The sequence below is a fragment of the Peterkaempfera griseoplana genome, from assembly GCF_001418575.1.
In the GTDB taxonomy this organism is placed as follows: Bacteria; Actinomycetota; Actinomycetes; order Streptomycetales; family Streptomycetaceae; genus Peterkaempfera; species Peterkaempfera griseoplana.
The window spans coordinates 1-19,038 of sequence record NZ_LIQR01000335.1; the positions used below are offsets into that span (position 1 = coordinate 1).

The 19,038-nt window shown below is 73.0% G+C and carries 12 protein-coding genes and 1 pseudogene; 9 read left to right on the forward strand and 4 right to left on the reverse strand.

Features of this window, described 5'->3' with window-relative positions:
• The 4 genes from AOK09_RS24220 to AOK09_RS24235 all read left to right on the forward strand — a co-directional run.
• Nucleotides 1–306: TIM barrel protein (locus AOK09_RS24220; protein WP_245687453.1), on the forward strand; the 306-nt coding region annotated here is incomplete at its 5' end.
• A gap of 77 nt (nt 307–383) precedes the next feature.
• Nucleotides 384–1,514: an SPFH domain-containing protein gene (locus AOK09_RS24225; RefSeq protein ID WP_055589357.1), complete on the forward strand. Its 1,131-nt coding sequence runs from the start codon at nt 384–386 to the stop codon at nt 1,512–1,514.
• Nucleotides 1,515–1,534: 20 nt separating this feature from the next.
• On the forward strand, nt 1,535–2,629 hold the full coding sequence (locus AOK09_RS24230) for a hypothetical protein (protein ID WP_055589358.1): 1,095 nt from the start codon (nt 1,535–1,537) through the stop codon (nt 2,627–2,629).
• 45 nt (nt 2,630–2,674) lie between these two features.
• The gene (locus AOK09_RS24235; RefSeq protein WP_055589359.1) at nt 2,675–2,896 is read left to right on the forward strand and encodes a DUF2277 domain-containing protein; all 222 of its coding nucleotides are present in this window, start codon (nt 2,675–2,677) and stop codon (nt 2,894–2,896) included.
• Nucleotides 2,897–3,498: 602 nt separating this feature from the next.
• On the opposite strand, the gene AOK09_RS24240 is transcribed toward AOK09_RS24235, so the two are convergent.
• Together AOK09_RS24240 and AOK09_RS43255 are read right to left on the reverse strand one after the other, a co-directional pair.
• Nucleotides 3,499–4,356, reverse strand: a complete 858-nt coding sequence (locus AOK09_RS24240) for a hypothetical protein (RefSeq protein ID WP_055589360.1) — start codon at nt 4,354–4,356, stop codon at nt 3,499–3,501.
• A complete protein-coding gene (locus AOK09_RS43255; RefSeq protein ID WP_055589361.1) occupies nt 4,353–8,939 on the reverse strand; it encodes a WD40 repeat domain-containing protein in 4,587 nt (1,528 codons plus the stop codon). Before AOK09_RS43255 ends, AOK09_RS24240 begins: the two co-directional genes overlap by 4 nt.
• A 259-nt stretch (nt 8,940–9,198) precedes the next feature.
• Here AOK09_RS43255 and fxsA point away from each other — a divergent pair, with 259 nt between their 5' ends.
• From fxsA to fxsT, 5 genes are all read left to right on the forward strand, one after another.
• A complete protein-coding gene (gene fxsA / locus AOK09_RS24250) occupies nt 9,199–9,375 on the forward strand; it encodes an FxSxx-COOH cyclophane-containing RiPP peptide (RefSeq protein WP_107101432.1) in 177 nt (58 codons plus the stop codon).
• Between the two features lie 16 nt (nt 9,376–9,391).
• Entirely contained in the window at nt 9,392–10,543 is a 1,152-nt protein-coding gene (locus tag AOK09_RS24255; RefSeq protein ID WP_055589363.1) for an FxsB family cyclophane-forming radical SAM/SPASM peptide maturase, read from the forward strand.
• Nucleotides 10,540–11,823, forward strand: coding sequence for an HEXXH motif domain-containing protein (locus AOK09_RS24260; protein ID WP_055589364.1), 1,284 nt, complete (start codon nt 10,540–10,542; stop codon nt 11,821–11,823). The genes AOK09_RS24255 and AOK09_RS24260 overlap by 4 nt, the downstream gene beginning before the upstream one ends.
• 284 nt (nt 11,824–12,107) lie before the next feature.
• Nucleotides 12,108–13,295 carry an FxsC protein gene (gene fsxC / locus AOK09_RS24265; protein ID WP_157876017.1) on the forward strand — a complete coding sequence of 396 codons (1,188 nt, stop codon included), beginning with the start codon at nt 12,108–12,110 and terminating at the stop codon, nt 13,293–13,295.
• Nucleotides 13,292–17,263, forward strand: coding sequence for an FxSxx-COOH system tetratricopeptide repeat protein (fxsT, locus tag AOK09_RS24270; protein ID WP_055589366.1), 3,972 nt, complete (start codon nt 13,292–13,294; stop codon nt 17,261–17,263). Before fsxC ends, fxsT begins: the two co-directional genes overlap by 4 nt.
• Nucleotides 17,264–17,314: 51 nt before the next feature.
• Here fxsT and AOK09_RS24275 read toward each other — a convergent pair whose 3' ends face one another.
• Both AOK09_RS24275 and AOK09_RS24280 read right to left on the reverse strand, forming a co-directional pair.
• The gene (locus AOK09_RS24275) at nt 17,315–18,538 is read right to left on the reverse strand and encodes a toll/interleukin-1 receptor domain-containing protein (protein WP_055589367.1); all 1,224 of its coding nucleotides are present in this window, start codon (nt 18,536–18,538) and stop codon (nt 17,315–17,317) included.
• 7 nt (nt 18,539–18,545) lie between these two features.
• Nucleotides 18,546–19,038 (reverse strand): annotated as a pseudogene (locus AOK09_RS24280) (hypothetical protein); the annotation flags it as partial.

Sequence of the window (19,038 nt, forward strand, 5' to 3'; positions counted from 1 at the left end):
GCCGGGCACGACCTGGCGGCGCCCGGCGGGGTGAAGGAGGCGCTGGACGTGCTGGTCGCCGCGGTGGGGGAGGGGCGGCTGCGGCTGATCCACGCCAATGACTCCAAGGACGTCGCGGGCGCCCGCAAGGACCGGCACGCCAACATCGGCGCGGGGCACATCGGGGCGGAGCCGTTCCGGGAGCTGTTCGCCCACCCCGCGACCCTCGGGGTCCCGCTGGTGGTGGAGACCCCCGACCACGGGGGCGACGGCGCGGGCCACGCGCTGGACGTGGCCAGACTGAAGGAGTTGAGGGCAGGGGTCTGACCTGCTGTCGGTGCTGGTTGCTATGGTGCGGTCGCACCATCGGTACGGCAGCAGCACCAGAACGGGGGGATGGGCCCATGGGCCTGATGGACCGCATTCGCGGGGAGTTCATCGACATCGTCGAGTGGACCGACGACAGCCGGGACACCATCGTCTGGCGCTTCCCGCGCCACGAGAACGAGATCAAGATGGGCGCCCGGCTCGTCGTGCGGGAGTCCCAGGTGGCGGTCTTCGTCAACGAGGGCCGCATCGCCGACGTCTTCCAGCCGGGCACCTACACCCTGGAGACGCAGAACCTGCCGCTGCTGGCCACGCTGAAGGGCTGGAAGTACGGCTTCCACTCGCCCTTCAAGGCCGAGGTGTACTTCGTCACCACCCGCCAGTTCACGGACATGAAGTGGGGTACGCAGAACCCCGTCATCGTCCGTGACCCCGAGTTCGGGATGGTGCGGCTGCGGGCCTTCGGCGCCTTCGCCGCCCGGGTGGTGGACCCCGCCGCGCTGCTGCGCGAGCTGGCGGGCACCGATCCGCAGTTCCGCACCGAGGAGGTGCAGGAGTACCTGCGGCAGCTGATCGTGGGCAGGCTGGCCACCGCGCTGGCCACGGCCGGGGTGCCGATGCTGGACCTGGCGACCCGGCAGGACGGTCTGGGTGCCAAGCTGGCCGGGGTGCTCACCGAGGAGCTGGCCCCGGTCGGTATCGCCGTCCCCAAGTTCGTCATCGAGAACATCTCGCTGCCGCCCGAGGTCGAGGCAGCCATCGACACCCGGTCCCGGATGGGCATCGCGGGCGATCTCGACCAGTACACCCGCTTCCAGGCCGCCAACGCGATCGGCGACGCCGCCCGCAACCCCGGCGGCGGCGCGGGTGAGGGCATGGGCCTGGGCCTCGGCGTGGCCATGGGCCAGCGGATGGCGGCGAGCCTCACCCCCCAGCAGGCGCCCGCCGCGCCCGCGCCCGCCCCCGCGGCGGCCGCGGTGCCGCCGCCGCTCCCGTCGTCGCAGCAGCAGTGGTTCATCGGTGTGGGCGGCGCACAGCAGGGCCCGTACGACAGCGCCGCGCTGGCCGGGCTCGTCGGCGCCGGCACCCTGACCCGGTCCACCCTGGTCTGGCAGAGCGGCATGTCCGGCTGGCTCCCGGCCGAGCAGGTGCCCGACGTCAACCGTCTCTTCGGCGCCGTACCGCCGCCGCTTCCGCCGCAGTCCTGAGTCCGGGGGGACGATCCGCCATGACCACCGACGCCACCGCCGCGCGCTCCTATCCCTGTGAGGCCTGCGGCGCCACCGTGGAGTACGCGCCGGGCACCGACAGCCTCCGCTGCCCCTACTGCAAGCACGAGCAGGCCATCGCTCGGGTTCCCCGGCAGGTGCGCGAGCACGCCATCGAGGAGCTGGCGACGCTGCCCGTCAAGCCGCTGGGTACGGCGCCCGCCGCCGCCCGGGAGTTCCTCTGCCCGGGCTGCGGTGCGCGCACCGAAAGCGACACCCTCTCCGTGCGGTGCCAGTTCTGCTCCACCCCGCTGGTCGCGGACGCCGCCGCCACCGAGCGGGTGGTGCCCGAGGCGGTGGTGCCGTTCGGGCTGGACCGCGACGCGGCCCGGGACGCCCTGTCCCGCTGGACGTCCTCCCGCTGGTTCGCGCCCAAGGGCCTCAAGAAGGTCACCGAGGCCGAGACCTTCAAGGGCAGCTATCTGCCGCACTGGACGTACGACGCCGCCACCGTCTCCGAGTACCGGGGTGAGCGCGGCGAGTACTACTACGTGACCGAGACCTACACCGTCACCGAGAACGGCGAGACCCGCACCGAGACCCGCGAGGTCCGGCACACCCGCTGGTACCCGGCGTCCGGCACGGTCTCCCGGGACTTCGACGACGTCCTGGTGCCCGGCACCGGCCATGTGACCACCGAGCAGCTGGACCAGCTCACGCCGTGGCCGCTGGACCAGGCCCGCCCGTACCAGGAGGAGTACCTCGCCGGGTTCCAGACGGTCCGGTACGACATCGAGCCCGAGGCCGGGCTGGAGACGGCCAAGCGCCGGATGGCTCCGGTCATCGAGTCCGACTGCCGGTCCGACATCGGCGGGGACGAGCAGCGGGTCTCCACGGTGGACACCCGCTACTTCGACCTCACCTTCAAGCTGATGCTGCTGCCGGTCTGGTTCCTCAGCTATCTGCACGCCGGGAAGAGCTGGCAGGTGATGGTGAACGCCCGCACCGGGGAGGTCATAGGCGAGCGCCCGTACAGCGCGGCCAAGATAGCCGCGGCGGTGCTGGCGGCCCTGGTGGTGGTCGCGGCGGTCGTCTGGCTGGTGATGCGCAGGTAGGCGCAGGCCCGGCCGGTTGTCGGACCCGGGGGGCACACTGGGCGTATGTGCCGCAACATCAAGACCCTCCGGCCGCCCGTGACCTTCGACGTCGGCGACGACGACATCACCGCCGCGGCCCTGCAGTACGTCCGCAAGGTCTCCGGGTTCCGTGCCCCGGCGGCCCACAACCGGGAGTCCTTCGACCGTGCGGTGGCCGAGGTGGCCGAGGCCACCCGGCGGCTGCTGGAGACCCTGGAGGTACGGGGAGCCGGGGCCCGGAGCTAGTTGCGGCCCTGGTCGGCGTCGGCCCGTCGAGCTGCGGCGTCCGGTGCGTGTGATCGCAAGGCGGCCGCAAGCCCCGGCAGTGGGTCGTTCCCGGGCTTTTCGGCCGATGCGGCGGGCGTGCGTGCCTGGGGCACCTCCCGGGCCGAGGGCTGGGGGAGCGTCGCGGCGGGGCAGAGGCTGGCGGGGCGGGAGTGGGTTCGGCCCTGGTCGGCGTTGGTCCGTCGAGCTGCGGCGTCCGGCGCGTGTGATGGCAAGGTGACCGTAAGCCCCGGCACTGGGCCGTGGCCGGGCTTTTCGGCCGACGCAGTGGGCGTGCCTGGGGGCGCCTCCCGGCCCAGGGGCCGGGGGAGCGTGGCGGCGGGGCAGAGGTTGGCGGGGTACTGGTTCCGGCTCCGGCCCTCCGGGGCGTGCGTGCCCGTCGCCCCGGGGCCCGGTCGCCCCGGCTGCGGTACCCAACTGCGCGGTCACCCGGGCCCGTCACCTGGGCCGGTGGGTGCTGCGGGCGATCCCCAGGGGCCTGACCAGGTCCTCCACCGGCGAATCGGCGCACCGGTGACCGCCGCCGTGACGGAGGCCGGTGGCCAGGTCGGCCACGGCTGCGCTCAGCCGGTGTACGCCGCCATCGCGGCCGCCGTCATCCCGCTGCCGAGGTAGCCGCCGAGGGTGTGGAAGTCCAGCCTGCCCAGATAGGCCTCGGCGTGCCGGTCCACGGGGAAGCGGTCGCCCAGCCGGCTCGGGAGGGCGATCAGGTCGCCGGGGTCGGCCAGGTTCACCCAGCGGGCGACCCTGGGCGGCCGCGCGCCCCGCCCGGCCAGCGGCTCGGGGTCCAGCGCCTCGAAGACCGCCCCGGGCAGGCCCAGCGGGGAGCCCAGGGTGACCAGCAGCTCCGGGGCCAGCTCCGGGTGGGCGTGCAGGGTCTCGTAGGTGACCACCGAGCCCAGGGAGTGCGCCAGCACCACCCTGGGGCGGTGCTCCCGCAGCGCCTCGGCGACACACTCCCGGGCCCGCTGCCGCCGCCCCGGGTGGCTGAGGTAGACGTACACCTCCCGGGCGAAGGCCACCACCACCCGGCCCAGGGTCCTGGCCGCCACCCCCCGCCTGGCGGCCAGCCAGTCCAGGGACTGGCGCAGCGGCATGGTCACCGGGCCCTGCGCCTGCGCCGGAACGGGCACTCCGGCAGCGGTCAGCAGCGCGGCGGCGACACGTGCCTGATCGGGTGTCAGCGACTCCGGGCGGTCGTCGTCGCCGGGGCCCTGCGCCTGGGGCTCCGCCAGCCGATGGGCGTAGTACGCGGCGGCCAGCCGGGGCACCGGCTGCCTCGCGAGCCCGGCGGCGGTCCACCCGGCGGCCAGCCTCGGCTGCCACTGCCGGGCCAGCAGACCGGCGGCGTCCTGCGGGGTGCAGCCCGCCTGCAGATTGCCGATGCCGTGGACCGCCAGGACCGGCGGGGTGTCCGTCATGGGTGTCTCCAGGGGGAGTCGGGGACGCTGGTCCAGGCGAGGAACGCGGTCTCCGGGCCGAAGCCCGCCAGCAGTCCGCTGTCGCAGAGCGCCAGCGCGCCGACCGGCAGCGGCAGGGCGAGCCGGGTCACGGTGGCGGTGTCAGGGGTCAGATCCCACAGCTGGACGGTGCCCTCCTCGTCGCCCGCCGCGGCGCGCAGCCCGCCCCCGGCCGTGCGGGCGGTGGTGAGGGCGGTGACCGGACCGTGGTGGCCGGTGAGGGTGTGGCGCAGGGTGCCGTCGGTGAGGTCCCACACCCGCACCGTCCCGTCGGCGCCTGCGCTGAGGGTGTGCGGCCGCCCCCCGAGGTCGGCGGTGGTGAGGGCGGTGACCGGCCCGCGGTGGCCGGTGAGGGTGTGGCGCAGGGTGCCGTCGGTGAGGTTCCACACCCGCACCGTCCCGTACTGGCCCGCGGTGACGGCGCACGGACGGCGGGACCGCACGGCGACGGCCACGCCCGTCAGCCACTCCCCGCCGCAGTCCAGGGTGTGGCGCAGGGTGCCCTCGGCGAGGTCCCACACCAGGGCGATCCCCCGCTCGTCGGTGGTGACGGCCTGCACCCGGCCGTCGACGCGGGCCACGGCGGCCGCGGTGACCGGGGCGCGGTGGACGTCGAAGGTGTGGCGCAGACCGCCCTCGGTGACGTCCCACAGCTGGACCAGCGGACCCTGCCCGCCGACCAGGGCGTAGGGCCAGCCGTCGATCCGGGCGACCGCCAGCACCGGCTGCGCCGAGCCCATCAGGGTCTGCCGCTCGCTGCCGTCGGCGAGGTCCCACACCCGGACCAGGGCGTCCCTCCCCGCGGTGACGGCGCACGGCTGCCCGCCGAGGTCGGCGGTGACGAGGGCGGTGACCGGCCCGCGGTGGCCGGTGAGGGTGTGCACCGGTGTGCCGTCGCCCAGGTCGCGCACCCTGACCGTCCCGTCGGCTCCGGTGGTGACGGCGCAGGAGCGGTCACCGACGCGGACGACGGCGGCGGCGGTCACCGGTCCGCCGTGGGCGGGGAGCACGGGCGGCGGCGGGAGGGAGACACCGTCGGTGAGGTCCCAGACCCGGGCGGTGCCGTCCCGTCCGGCGGTGACGGCGTGCGGGCGCCCGTCGACCGGGGCGATCACGGCGGCCTCGACCGGGCCCTGGTGACCGGTGAGGGTGTGGCGCAGGGTGCCGTCGGCGAGGTCCCACACCCGTACCGTGCCGTCATGGCCGCCCGTGACGGCGTGCGGTCTGCCGCCGACGGCGGCGACGGCGGCTGCGGCCACCAGGCCGCGGTGGCCGGTGAGGGTGTGGCGCAGGGTGCCGTCGGCGAGGTCCCACACCCGTACCGTGCCGTGGTCGTCGGTGGCGAGCACCCACGGCCGCCCCCGCACCTCGGTGGTGACGACGGCGGTGGCCCAGCCCCTGCCGCCGTCCAGGGTGTGGCGCAGGGTGCCGTCGGTGAGGTCCCAGACCCGCACCGCTCCGTCGTGGCCCGCGCTGACCGCGTACGGCCGGCCGCCGGCGTCGGCGGTGGCCAGCCCCAGCACCCGGCCTCCGTACCCGCGGCAGATCCGGCGGGCCACGGTCGCGGAGGGGTCCCAGAGCCGTACGGTGCCGTCGTGCCCGGCGGTGACCAGCAGCGGGTGTCCCTCGACCGTGGTCACCGTCACTGCGGTGACCGGTCCCTGATGCCCCGTCAGAATCTGTCGCGGCGCACCGTCGGCCAGGTTCCAGATCCGCAGGGTGCCGTCCCGGCCGGCGGTGGCGGCCAGCGCCGGTCCGGGCAGAGCGGTGGCCGCGGTGACGGGCCCGCGGTGGCCGGTGAGGGTGTGGCGCAGGGTGCCGTCGGTGAGGTCCCAGACCCGTACCGTGCCGTCGCGGCCGCCGGTGACGGCGTGCGGCCGGCCGCCGACCGAGCTGAGGGTGGCCGTGCCCACGGAGCCCCCGCCCTCGGGCATTTGGTGGCCGGTGAGGGTGTGGCGCAGGGTGCCGTCGGTGAGGTCCCAGACCCGTACCGTGCCGTCGCGGCCCCCGGTGACGGCGTGCGGCCGGCCGCCGACGGGGGTGGCGGCCAGGACCGCGGCGCCCGCCCCCAGTCCGGCGAGGGTGTGCCGCAGCGCAGGATGGGTCAGGCCGTTGGTGGCCCAGCGGGGGACGGCGGCCAGCGCGGGGCTGCCCGCCACCGGGGCGCCGCCGATGGCCTCGGCGAGCGCCCGCTGCCCCCAGCGGGCGGCGTCCACCGCCAGCAGCGCCCGCCGGGCCTGCGGTCCGTGGTGCGCGGCGGCGGAGGAGGCGGAGGTACGCAGTACCGCGGCGTTGCGTACGGCGCCGGGTGCGGCGGCCCGGTGCAGATGGGCCGCGACGGCCTCGGGAGCGGCGTGCACCAGGAAGCCCGGATCCAGCAGCAGCCCGTCCACGGCGGAGGCGCCCGCCTCCGCCGCGTGGTCCATCGCGTGCCGCAGCAGATAGGGCGGCGCCAGCTGCCAGGCGCGCCCGGCGCCGCCGGCGACGGGAAGCATGTCCAGCAGGCGCCGCAGCACCTCGGGGGCCGCGCCGGGGGAGGAGGCCCGCAGATGTTCGGTGAGGCGCTGGTGGAAGAACCGGTACAGCTGCCGGCCGTCGCGGTCGGTGCTGGTGCGCAGATAGAAGGACGCGGTGTCCAGCGCCCGGCGGATGTCCCTGCGCGACGGCTCCTCCGGTTCGGCGCCCCGCCGTACGGTGCGGAACGCCGGGGCCGCCGCCCGGACCACGTCGAACGGCATGCCCTCGCCGTGGCCGTGGGCCACGGCGGAGAGCACCGGGCGCAGCCAGGGGCTGTCCGCGGTGAGGGTGTCCAGATGCAGCTCCAGCATCCCGGGCAGGTCCTCCGGCAGCAGCGCCACCGCCTCCTCGGGCGCCAGCGGATGCCCCAGCGCGGCCAGATGGTCGGCGAACAGCCCGGCCATCAGGAAGCCCCCGCTGTCGGCGGAGCCGGCGAGCTGCTCGGCCAGCGCCGCCGACACCCGCCGGCCGGTGTCCCCGGTCGCATAGCCGGGCGCTGTCCACAGCAGCTCCTCCACATAGCCGGAGAGCTCCCGCTCCAGCCGGTCCCGCGGCACGGTGTCCAGATCGAGCGGGCCGCCGTACTCACGGGCGGCGGCGAAGAGCGCCGGGAAACGGCTGTACCACGGGCGGGTCGCCACCGCGACCCGGCACAGCCGGCCGGCCGCGACCATCGGCAGCAGCACCCGGTCCAGCAGCTCCTCGGGCCGCTCGGCCTCGTCCAGCGCGTCGACCACCACGACCGCCCGCTGCTGTCTGCGGTCCAGCCGGTCCAGCAGCGCGGCGGTGCTCCAGCCGCCCGCCGGGGCGGCCCCCAGGCCCAGCTGGCGGGCGACCGACTCCAGCACCTGCCGGGGGGTGCGGCGCCGGGCGTGCACGGCGGCCAGCCGCGGATGCTCCCGCGGCCGCTCGCGCAGCGGGATGCGGCTGCGCACCGTGCCGGTGATCTCCCGCAGTTGGGGATGGGTCAGGCAGACGGTCACCCCGAGCAGGGCCGACTTGCCGGTGCCGGGGCCGCCGGTCACCACCAGCAGCGGGGGTTCGGTCCCCGCCGGGTCGTCCAGCCAGGCGGAGAGCCGGGCCCGCTCGGGTTCCCGGCCGGTGAACAGGCAGCCGGTCAGCGACTGCCCGCCGACCGGCCGCCCCGAGGCGCGGGAGAGGAAGTGCATGGGGTCCAGGCCCGGGTCGGCCTCGGTGGCGAACTGCCAGAGCGCCCGCTCCACCCGCCCGTGCAGCCGCGCCACCGGGTCGTCGGAGTGCGCGGGGTTGGGGAAGAACGGCGGTGGTTCGGCGGTGGCCTCGGTACGCGAGGTGCGCACCACGGTCTGGGTGAACCCGCTGCCCCGCCCCGCTGTGTGACGCCGCGCCAGTTCGCGGTCGATCTCCTCGGCGAGGGTCTCCACGGGGACATGGGCCAGCAGAGGCGACACATCCAGCCATCCCTCGCGCAGCCGGTCCAGCACCGCGGCGGTGGCGCGGGTGAAGCGTGCGGCGTAGGCCCGCTGGTCCTCGGCGGCCGCAGCGACCACCCAGGCCTTGCGCTGCCGGGTCTGCACCTGCTGCGCCAGCTGGTGCACCACGGCGCGGCCGGCCCCGCAGACGTCCAGCAGCAGCAACGTGGGCGCGGCGTCCGGGCTGTCCTCCAGGTCGTCCAGCCAGCGGTGCACCCCGAGGGCGGTCTCCGGCAGCCGCCCCGGGTCGGTCCCGGGCACCGGGACGTACAGCGTGCTGCGGGCGGCGGCGGTCACCCCGTGGCCGGTGACATGGACCACCAGAGCCTGCCCGGCCGGGCCCTGCAGAGCGGCCCGCCAGGCCGTGGAGACCTCCTCCAGGCCGCGGTCCAGCAGCGGCCCGGTGCCGTGCAGGGAGACTCCGGGGAGGCGGGTGAGCACCCGCGCCAGCTCGCCCACGGCGGAGGCCACCGACGGCAGGTCGGCGAAGCCGGGCGCCGCGGCGCTGCCGGGGTCCCACTCGCCCGCGGGCGTCGTGTGGAACGTCCCGCACCCCACCACCAGTGCTCGCGTCACCAGGCCCCCGTGTCCGCCGCAGGAGTTGTGATTCTAGGAGAAGGACGGCGCTGGTGGTACGGGATCGGACGTCGGCCCGGTACCTGCTTCCGGACAGCCCGGTGACCGGTGCGCCAACCCTGGATGGCGTTCTGGTCGCGTCCCGGACAATGTGCTTCCCTTGACAGGGAGCCATGTGCGCAGGCTCCGCATGTTCTGCCGCGGTCAGGGTCTTGTCACCGGACCGCCGGCGCAACAGAGATTCGGGGGCAGGGAGCCGATGCAGACGTCGACATCCGACGTGTCGTCCGAGATAGCCGATCTGACCGAGGTGGCACTGACGCATCTGGAACAGCTGCCCGAGACGGCACTTGCCGCCTCGCTGCGCAGAATCCTCCGGGACGCGAGGGATCCTGATGCGCCCCTTGCGGCGTTCGACTCCTCCCTCGCGGACTGAGAACAGGCGGTCGCAGATGTCAGAGGGGCTGCCGTTCCGGCAATTCGTGGTCAAGCTGCACAGCCTCTGCAACATCGCCTGCGATCACTGCTATGTCTACGAACTGCGTGACTCGGGATGGCGCTCTAGGCCCTCTGTGATGGCCGATCGGACCATGGAACAGGTGGTGCGACGGATCAACGAGCATGTCCGCCGACACGGTCTGCCGCGGACCGATGTGGTGCTGCACGGCGGCGAGCCGATGCTGGCGGGGCAGGCCCGGGTCGATCGGCTTGCCACCGAACTGGGTCGGGCCCTGGACGGCGCCACCCGCCTCCGGATCTCTCTGCAGACCAACGGGACGCTGCTGGACGAGTCCTGGCTGAGCCTGTTCCACCGCCACCGCATCGCCGTCGGTGTCAGCCTCGACGGCGACCGCACGGCCAACGACCGTCATCGCAGGAGGGCCGACGGCCGCAGCAGCCACCCAGCCGTCCGGCGCGGTCTGCAACTGCTGCGCAAGCCCGAGCACCGCGAACGATATGCCGGACTGCTCTGCACGGTGGATCTGGCCAATCCGCCGATCGCCACCTATGAGGCTCTGCTCGCCGAAGAACCTCCCGTGGTCGACCTCCTGCTGCCCCACGCCACCTGGCAGTATCCGCCGCCGGGGCATGACCCGGCCCGGGCTCCCTATGCAGCCTGGCTGATCCCCGTGTTCGACCGCTGGTACCAGAGCCGGGAGGAGCCCCGGACCCGGATCCGGCTCTTCGAGTCGCTGCTGGACCTGGCCCTCGGCGGCAGTGCCGTCAGCGAGTCGGTCGGTGGGGCCCCGCCGGGCTTCATCGTGGTGGAGACCGACGGCACGATCCAACTGGCCGACGCCTACAGGGCGGTCGACGAAGGGGCATCGGAGACTGGACTGGATGTCTTCGCTCAGGACTTCGACACCGTTGCCCGGGCCCCGCGGGTGGCCGAGACCCGCCTGGGGCGCGCCGGCCTGGCTGCGGACTGCGTCCGCTGCCAGGTGGTGGACATGTGTGGTGGCGGCAATCGGGCCCATCGTTTCCGCCCAGGAAGTGCTTTTGACAATCCGAGTGTGTACTGTGCGGATCTCATGAGGCTTGCTGAGCACATCCGTCGGCGGGTGCGCTCGGACATCAGGGTGTTGCTCGGGGACGCGCGATGAACGGGGCACCGCGGGTCCATCGACTCACAGCCGGGGACTTCGACGAGCTGGCCGCGGGACGACCGACCCCGATGGTCCTGGGGACGCTGCGGAGCAGCCAGCTGAGCCGGCGTCTGCTCACCCTGCATGCGATCGCTGCACTGGCCCGCGAGCGGATGCCCGATCCCTGGCGCGAGTCCGGGGCAGAGCGGGCCTGGGGCCTGCTGGCAGAGGTCGACCGGATCGACCGTCCCTCCCTGGAGCACGTGCTGATGCACCCCCCGCTGGGCGTGCTGTTCTCCCGTTGTCTGCGCCGGTTGAGCGGCGCTGCTGCCGGCCTGGGGCTCAAGGAGGACCTCTCGCGGCTCGGCGAGGTGGCGGCGGCAGCCGCCCTGCACGCGCAGTTACCGTGCACGCTGGACCTGCCCGCTCCCGGTGGCCTGCTGACCCTGCCCACCTGGGGGGTGGCCAGGCTCCCCGCAGGAACTCGCCGGGCACACGTCGAGGGCCGGGTCATATCCGCCCCGGGGTTCGCGGTCGAGGTCACCGGGGGCATGGTCGATCCGCCACCGGGCGTGCCCGGCTGGCTCCCGCTGCGCCGTCTGTCGATCGCCCTGTCCGAACCAAGTGCTCCACGACTTCATGTCGCCCTGGAGGACGGCGTACCCGAGAGTGGCGTCCCCAGCCGGTACGTCACAGGCAGACTGACGCAGCGGCAGGTCGCTGAGCGGGAGGCCTCACTGCGTGCGGCCTGGGGACTGCTCTGCGCCCATCTGCCGGAACGCGCTGCCGCGTGCGCCGCGCTCTGCAAGTGCATCGTCCCGCTGGCACCTCCTGCCGGGCGCTGGGTGTCCGCCACCTCCCGCGAGGCGTTCGGTGCCATCGGGCTGTCCTCGACCGACGACCCGGCCCGATTGGCCGAGGCGCTGATGCACGAGGTCAGTCATGTCGCGCTGGGTGCGCTCGACGACATGGTGGACCTCTGCGACCCCGACTGCAGCAGTCGGTACCGCGTGGGCTGGCGCCCGGACCCGCGTCCCCTGGGAGCCGTGATCCACGGCACCTATGCGCACCTCGCTGCACTGAAGTTCCGGGAGCACCATCTCGCGGCTGCGACCGGCGCCGCAGCCGCGCGCTCGGCGCGCCGCTACGGGCAGCTGCGGGTCCAGGTACTGGACGCGCTGAACCTCTTGGACAGCTGCCCTGGACTCACCTCGCTCGGCCGGCGGTTCTGTGCGGCGATGGCGGCCGCGGTGACGCCGGAGTCTCTGCAGGCGACACCGAGAAACTCGAACGGGTGATTGCTGGATGGGTGAACATCTGACTTCTTCCGGGTTATGCCGTGTATGGCCTCCAATGCCGCTGGGGTATGCATCGCATCCGCATCGGGCGACGGCCGATGGCAGGAACGCGCCGTGGTGGGAGAGTCGACGATGAGTGGCGAAGGCGCCCCGTTCGGGGGTTGGCTCTGGAAGAGTTGTCCATGTCTGCACGCTCCATGGCCCGCCATACCGGTGACCACGTCGGCGGTCGGACACGTTGAGTGTCCGCCGGCAGCGCGGACGTTGCCGAGCTGGGAGTCGCCGTGAAGCGCTACCTGTTCTTCCTGAGCCACGTCAGGGGGGCTGACGAGGAGTGGGTCGCGATGTTCTTCCGCGACCTGTGCTCCGCGTTGGCGGCGCGCACCGGACTCAGCCAGGGGGCCGTCGGACTACGGGGCGACCCGGCCTCCCGCGAACCCGCCTTCGATCTGATGCGCCAGGCCGGCGCCCTGGTTGCGCTGCACACCCCCCAGTACGCCACCCGCAGCTACTGCTCCGCCGAATGGGAGTTCTTCCGGCAGCGTCGCGAGGTCTACTGGTCGCGCACCGGACGCCCTGCGGACGCTGTCATTCCGGTGACCTGGGTGCCGCCCGCCGCGGGCAGCGAGCCCGCACCTCCCTGGACGGACGCGTTGCGGGTCGCCGCGCCGGCGTATGAGCGCGACGGGCTGCTTCAGCTGCTGCGGCTGGGTTCCCGCTACCGGGTCGTCTACCAACAGGTGATCCAGGCACTGGTGGACCGGTTGGCGGTGGCCCAGAACGAGCTGCCGGACCTGCCGGGTTTCGCCTTCACCGGCAGTCCCGCAGCGGCCGCCGATCCGGTGGGCCGGGGCAGGGAACTGCTCGATGTGGTGGTGGCGTCCGCCGCCTCCGATGAGTTGCCGGCCGAGCGGCGCTCGCGAGAGTTCTACGGCGCCTCGCCGCTCGACTGGTCCCCGTACAGTCCCGAGCGTCCGCGTTCGCTGGTCAACTTGGTCGAGGAGACCGCGGCCGATCTGGACTTCCCCTCCCGGGTGGTGCCACTGGACGGCGCCGCTGGGGGGACCGGTGCCCTTTCGAGCGCCCGGGAGCGCTTTGTGGTGCTGCTGGTCGACGCCTGGACGGCGACGCTGCGGCGACAGCAGCAGCTGCTGGCGGAGCTCGACGGCCGCCTGCCCGGTTCCACCGCGGTGCTGGAGCCGCGCAGCAGCGGTGACCTGGAGTCCGCCGAGCACACCCGGGCTCTGGACGACGCCCTGGACCAGGCGCTGCCCCGGTTCCGACAGGCGGGCAACGCCGACCAGCTGAGGCGCTGGCATCTGTCCGACGCCGAGCAGTTCACCACGGCTCTGCGCAGGGCGCTGGTGGCAGCACAGAACGACGCCATGAAGAAGCAAGCGAACGATGAGCCCGCCGACGTCCCGGCAGGCAGCTTCAACTCGTTCCCCCAGCTCGGAAGGTTCTCCGCATGACGCAGCTATCGGGCATCCCGGGAGGCAACGGGCCGGGCACCGTGGTGACCTTCTACTCCTTCAAGGGAGGCACCGGCCGCACCATGGCGCTGGCCAATGTGGCCTGGATCCTGGCCTCCAACGGCAAGCGCGTCCTCACCATGGACTGGGATCTGGAGGCACCTGGCCTCTACCGGTACTTCTTCCCCTTCCTGGGCGATCCCTCGCTCGACTCCACTCCCGGCGTGATCGACCTCGTCCGGGACTTCGACGCCCTGATGCCGCGGCCGCCCGCCGACCGCTACCACGAGTACGCCCGGGTGAAGCGCTATGCGTCATCGCTGCGCTGGGACTTCCCGGACGGCGGCTACATCGACTTCGTCTCCCCGGGCCGCCAGACACCGGAGTACTCACAGGCAGTCAACACCTACGACTGGCGGGGCTTCCACGAGCGCCGCGGCGGCTCGGCCTTCCTCGACGCACTCCGCCACGACATGCGGGAGAACTACGACTACGCCCTGATCGACAGTCGCACCGGCTACAGCGACACCTCCGGCATCACCACCCTGCAGCTGCCCGACGTGCTGGTGAACTGCTTCACCTTCAACACCCAGGCGATCAAGGGCACCGCCGGCATCGCCCGCGACGTACAGCGCCAGGCGCCCAAGGTCCGCATCCTGCCGGTGCCGATGCGGGTGGAGGACGCTGAGCAGGGCAAGCTGGAGGTCAGCCGCGACCACGCCCGCGAGCAGTTCCGTGAGGTGTTGCAGGAGGACCTCACCGAGGCCGAGCAGGAGCGCTACTGGGGCGACGTGGAGATCCCCTACAAGCCCTTCTACGCCTATGAGGAGATCCTGGCCACGGTCGGCGACCGGCCCCGGCAGGAGAACACCTTGCTGTCTGCGTACGAGCGGCTCACCTCGGTGATCACCGAAGGCGAGGTCACTGCGCTGCGGCCGATCGTCGAGGACCAGCGGCGCCGGCTGCTGGGCCGCTTCGAGAGGGTGAAGATCAGCGGGCTGGGCCACCGCACCCGCGTGCGCATCGACTTCGCCGTCCGCGACCGGATGTGGGCGGAGTGGATCTCGGCGCAGCTTGCGGCAGCCGGGGTCACCGTGGAACTGCGCGGCAGCTCGCCGTCCTTCGCCTATGCGGCCACGCCTCCCGAGACCTCGGAGGTGCCGGAGACGGTGATCTGCCTGCTGTCGCCCGACTTCCGCACCACCCCGCTGCTGGACGAGATCCGCCGGCTGATCAACGCCGGTCCCGGTGCCAAGCGGGTGGTGAGCGTCTGCCCGGTGGAGTACGTCGTCGACTCCGAGCTGGCCGGACTGCCCAACATCTCCTTCAGCGGCAAGCAGGCGGAGGCAGCCCGTCAGGACCTGTTCTCGCTGGTGGGGTTGAGCATTCCGACGGAGCCGCTGGCCGAGGGCGTGCGCTATCCCGGACACGCCCGCACCGCGCAGAAGGCACCGCCTCGCAATGACTCCTTCACCGGCCGCGACGACGTCCTCGAGGAGGTCCGGACCAGGCTCGGCTCGATCGCCCTGCACGCGGACACCCCCGCTGGGCTGGCCGGGCTCTACGGCCTCGGCGGCATGGGCAAGACCCAGATCGCCCTGGAGTACGTCCACCGCTACGGCGCCCAGTACGACGTCGTGTGGTGGGTGGAGGCCGACCAGCTCACCACAGTCCCCCGCACCATCGCCGAGCTCGGGGACCGGCTCGGCATCCTGGGCGATTCCGTCGTCGAGCGGGCGCAGAGCACTCTGGACCAGCTCCAGGCCGGCGAGCACGGGCGCTTTCTGCTGGTCTTCGACAACGTCAGTGACTTCGACGGGGTGATTGACTTGGAGGGTGCCGGAGTGGTGGCCCTTCAGGACTATGTGCCGACCCGTGGACCCGGCCATGTGATCATCACATCCCGGCACTCCGACACGGTCGACATCCAGAACGCCGTCCATATCGACACCTTCTCCCGGAACGAGAGCATCGCTCTCTTCCGCCGCAGGCTGCGGACCCTCACCGATGAGGACGCCTCCCAGGTGGCCGAGGCGCTCGGTGACCTGCCGATGGCGGTCGAGCTGGCCTCGGCGTGGCTGCGCACCACCGTGATGCCGGTGGAGACCTACCTCCAGCAGTTGCGCGACCAGGGCAGCCGAGCGCTCAGCGACGTAGGGTCGGCTACCGAGCAGGCCAGCTTCACTGCGGCCTGGCAGCTCTCCTTCGACCGGCTGAGGCAGGAGAGCCCGGCGGCGGCCCGCATGCTGGAGGTCTGCTCCTTCCTCTCCCCGGAACCGATCGCTGCCTCGCTGCTCTACAGCTCGGCGATGCTCGAGTACCTCTCCGAGCTCGATCCCGAGGTCGGCAACTCGATGATGGTCGGCCACAGCATCGGGGCCCTCATCCGGTATGCGCTGGTGCGCAACGACCGCTTCACCGAGTCGATCCAGGTGCACCGGTTGCTGCAGTCGACGGTCCGCGAGTGGCTGTCGGCAGACCCGGAGAAGTACGCCGAAACCCGCCGTCAGGCGCACCGGGTGCTTGCCGCGGTGCATGCCTCTGTCTCCGCCCGCGACGAGAGCAGCGTCGACGCTCGTAGGCGCTACGCCGAACTGTGGCCGCACCTGGAGCCGTCAGGTGCTGCCGAGAGCGAGGATCCCAACGTCCGCAACTGGATCGTGGAGCAGGTTCGGCACGCCTGGGTGATCAACGACCATGTCGCCGCCATCGATCTGGGCTCCAAGGTGCTGTCCGGATGGCGGCAGCACTTCGGCGACGATGTGCTCACCATGCGGCTCGCCGCCCAGCTCGCCAATCCGCTGCGCTCGCTCGCCGAGTACCGGCGGGCGCTCGACCTGGACGAGCAGACCCTGGCGCTGCAGCGCGCCCACCACGGCCCGGACCATCCCTTCACCTTGGTCACCGCCCGCAACTACGGCGCCGACCTGCGGGGTCTCGGCCGCTATGCCGATGCCTACGAATCCGACAAGGACACCTACGACCGGTGCGTCCGGCTGTTCGGCCTGGAGGACGAGGCCACTCTCAAGGCGACCAACAACCTGGCGCTCTCACTCAACGCGGTGGGCCGCCCCGCCGAGGGACTGGAGCAGCAGGAACTGGTCTACAAGCGGCGCCGGCAGGTCACAGGACTGAAGAACCAGCTCACCTGGCGCGCCGCGATCAACGTGGCGCAGGGCCTGCGCGACATGGGCCGGTACAGGGAGTCCTTGAGCCTGCTGCTGGAGGTCCGTGACCGCATGGTGGAGCTGGTCGGCGAGGGGCACCCGGATGTCCTGCGCACCGACCGGTCGCTTGCAGTGTCCCGGCGCCGGCTCGGCGAGTTCGAGGCGGCGCTCGCGCTCAGCCGGGACACCTGGGGCAGCTACCGGGAGCGGTTCGGCGACCGGCACCCCGACACGCTGGCGTGCCTCACCAACCTGGCCTGCGATCTGTACTACAGCAACGGCGACTCCGCAGTCTTCGACGAAGCACGCCTCTTGGGAGAACAGGTCCACCAGCGCTACCAGGAGAGTCTCGGCGAGGAGCATCCCTTCACGCTTGCCGCGGCATCCAACCTGTCGCTGTTCCTGAGGGGTTGCCAGGAACCGGGTCCGGCACTGGAACTGGCCACCTCGGCACTGACCGGACTGGAACGGCAGCTCGGCCCCGCGCATCCGGCCACCGTCGTCTGCCGCTCCTCCAAGGCCGGTGCGCTGTCCGCCCTGGGGCGGTACGGGGAAGCCGCGACGGAGGACGCCGTTGTGGTCGACGGCTTCAGGGCGCTCTTCAGGCACGATCACCCGCGGGTGCTCGCTGCGGAGTACGACCTCGCAAGGGAACAGGGACTCGCTGGGGACGAGTCCGCGGCGGCGATGCTGCGAGCCGCCGTACGGCGGGTGGTGCAGCACCTCTCTGCGCAGTCCCCGATCCGCCGTGACTCGGAGGAGGGCCGCCGGGTCGACTTCGACCTGGAGATGCCCCCGTGACCGGACCCGCCGGCTGCCGGACGCGCCCCGGGCGGACCCCCGCCCGGGGCTTCACACCGGCTGCTGGGGAGCCCTGGGCGCGTACCGGCGGATGAACGACCGGATCGTCCGGTGGAGTTCGTCCTCGCCCTCCCGGGAGAGCCCGGCCAGGACGCGGTCGGCGCCCACCCCCTCATGGAACCCCTCGTCGACCACGAAGAGGAAGAGCAGCCCCACCGGGAAACGCGCCGTCAGCCGGGCCACCAGCCCCGGGTCCGGCAGGTGCGGGACGATGACCACCACCGGGCCGAAGTCCTCCTCGTGCTCCCGCAGGGCCTCGTCGTCGTCCAGCCCGCGTTCCCGCAGCTCCTCCTCCACCCCCTCCACCAGGCTGGTCATCGGCCCGGTGGCCGCCGTCACGGGCACCACGAAGTGCTCCCAGGGGAGCGGGTCCTCACTGGCCCGGTGCACATAGCGGCGTGCCGTCTCGGTGCCCGCCGCCACCAGCACCGCGAACCGCGGCTCCTCCCAGCGCACGATCGCGTTGATCCGCTCCGCGGCGGCCGCCGGGATCCGGGCGTGGACCAGGCTGAGCTCGATCACCTCCCGTGAGGGCTCGGCCCCCGGCAGCGGCAGCAGCCGTACCAGGGCGCCGCGCAACGGGTCGGCCTCCCGGACGCTGGGGCGCTCCGCCAGCAGGCCCTCCGCCAGCCGCTGGCGGAGCAGCCCGGGCAGCGGCGCGGGCGGCAGCCGCAGATGCTCGGCCGCCTGCCGCAGCCGCTGGTCGTCCACCGACTCCAGCCGGTGCGCCATGTACTGCTGCACCCGGGCCCCGTTCATCCCCGCCCGCAGCAGCTCCAGCTGCGGGCCCAGCTCCCGGCGGACCTCCTCCTCCTCGGTGCCGGTGCTCCAGGCGACCAGCTGCCGCCGGGTCGGGCTGAGCGAACCCAGCCGTCCGTTCTCCAGCTCGTCCCGGCTCACCTCGGGCAGCGTCACGATCACGATCGGGAAGTCGCCGGAGCGATGCCTGAGCTCCGCCATCGCCAGCTCGTTCTGGACGTGCGGCGACGCCAGCGCGTGCACGGAGAGGATCAGCAGCAGACCATGGGCCGAGGCCATGCCGTCGGTGATGGCCTGCATCCACTCCTCGCCCGCCACCAGCGTCTGCTTGTCCACCACCACGGGCTCGCAGCCCTCGGCCTCCAGCAGGCGCACCATCGCCCGGCGCGCGGGCCAGCAGCTGCAGTCGCAGGCCTCCGGTTCGCTGCGACTGAGGAAGATACGCGGACGTGACATGCCACTCCTAGCTGCGTGTCGGGCCCGGACCGCCGTCGGCCAGACCGTGCGCCACGGCGTCGGCCGTGTCCAGAACCCGGAACCAGCGTGCCCTGCCGGGCCGTACCGGTACCTCGAAACGGCCGGATCGGGGATGCAGCACCGACGGCTGGGCCACATCCTCACCGGTGCGGTGCGAGGCTATCTCCAGCAATGCCGCCTCCCCGGGGCGGCACCGCACCAGGGCGGCGGCCGCCCGGTCGGCGGTGTTGGTCAGGCACAGCACCTCCTCGTCGCCATGGCGGCGCCTTAGTGCGACGACGTCCCGGCTGCCCGCGTCGACGGGCTCCGTGCCGCCGCGGACCATCGCCAGCTGCTGGGTGCGGATGCTCAGCAGGCCGCGCAGCCAGCGGGCGTCCGGGGCGTCGGTGAACAGGTCGGACGGCACCTCGCGGCAGCCGGGCAGGGCCAGCAGCAGGGCGGTGCGGGTCACCGGGCGGCGCCCGGTGACCCGCACCGCC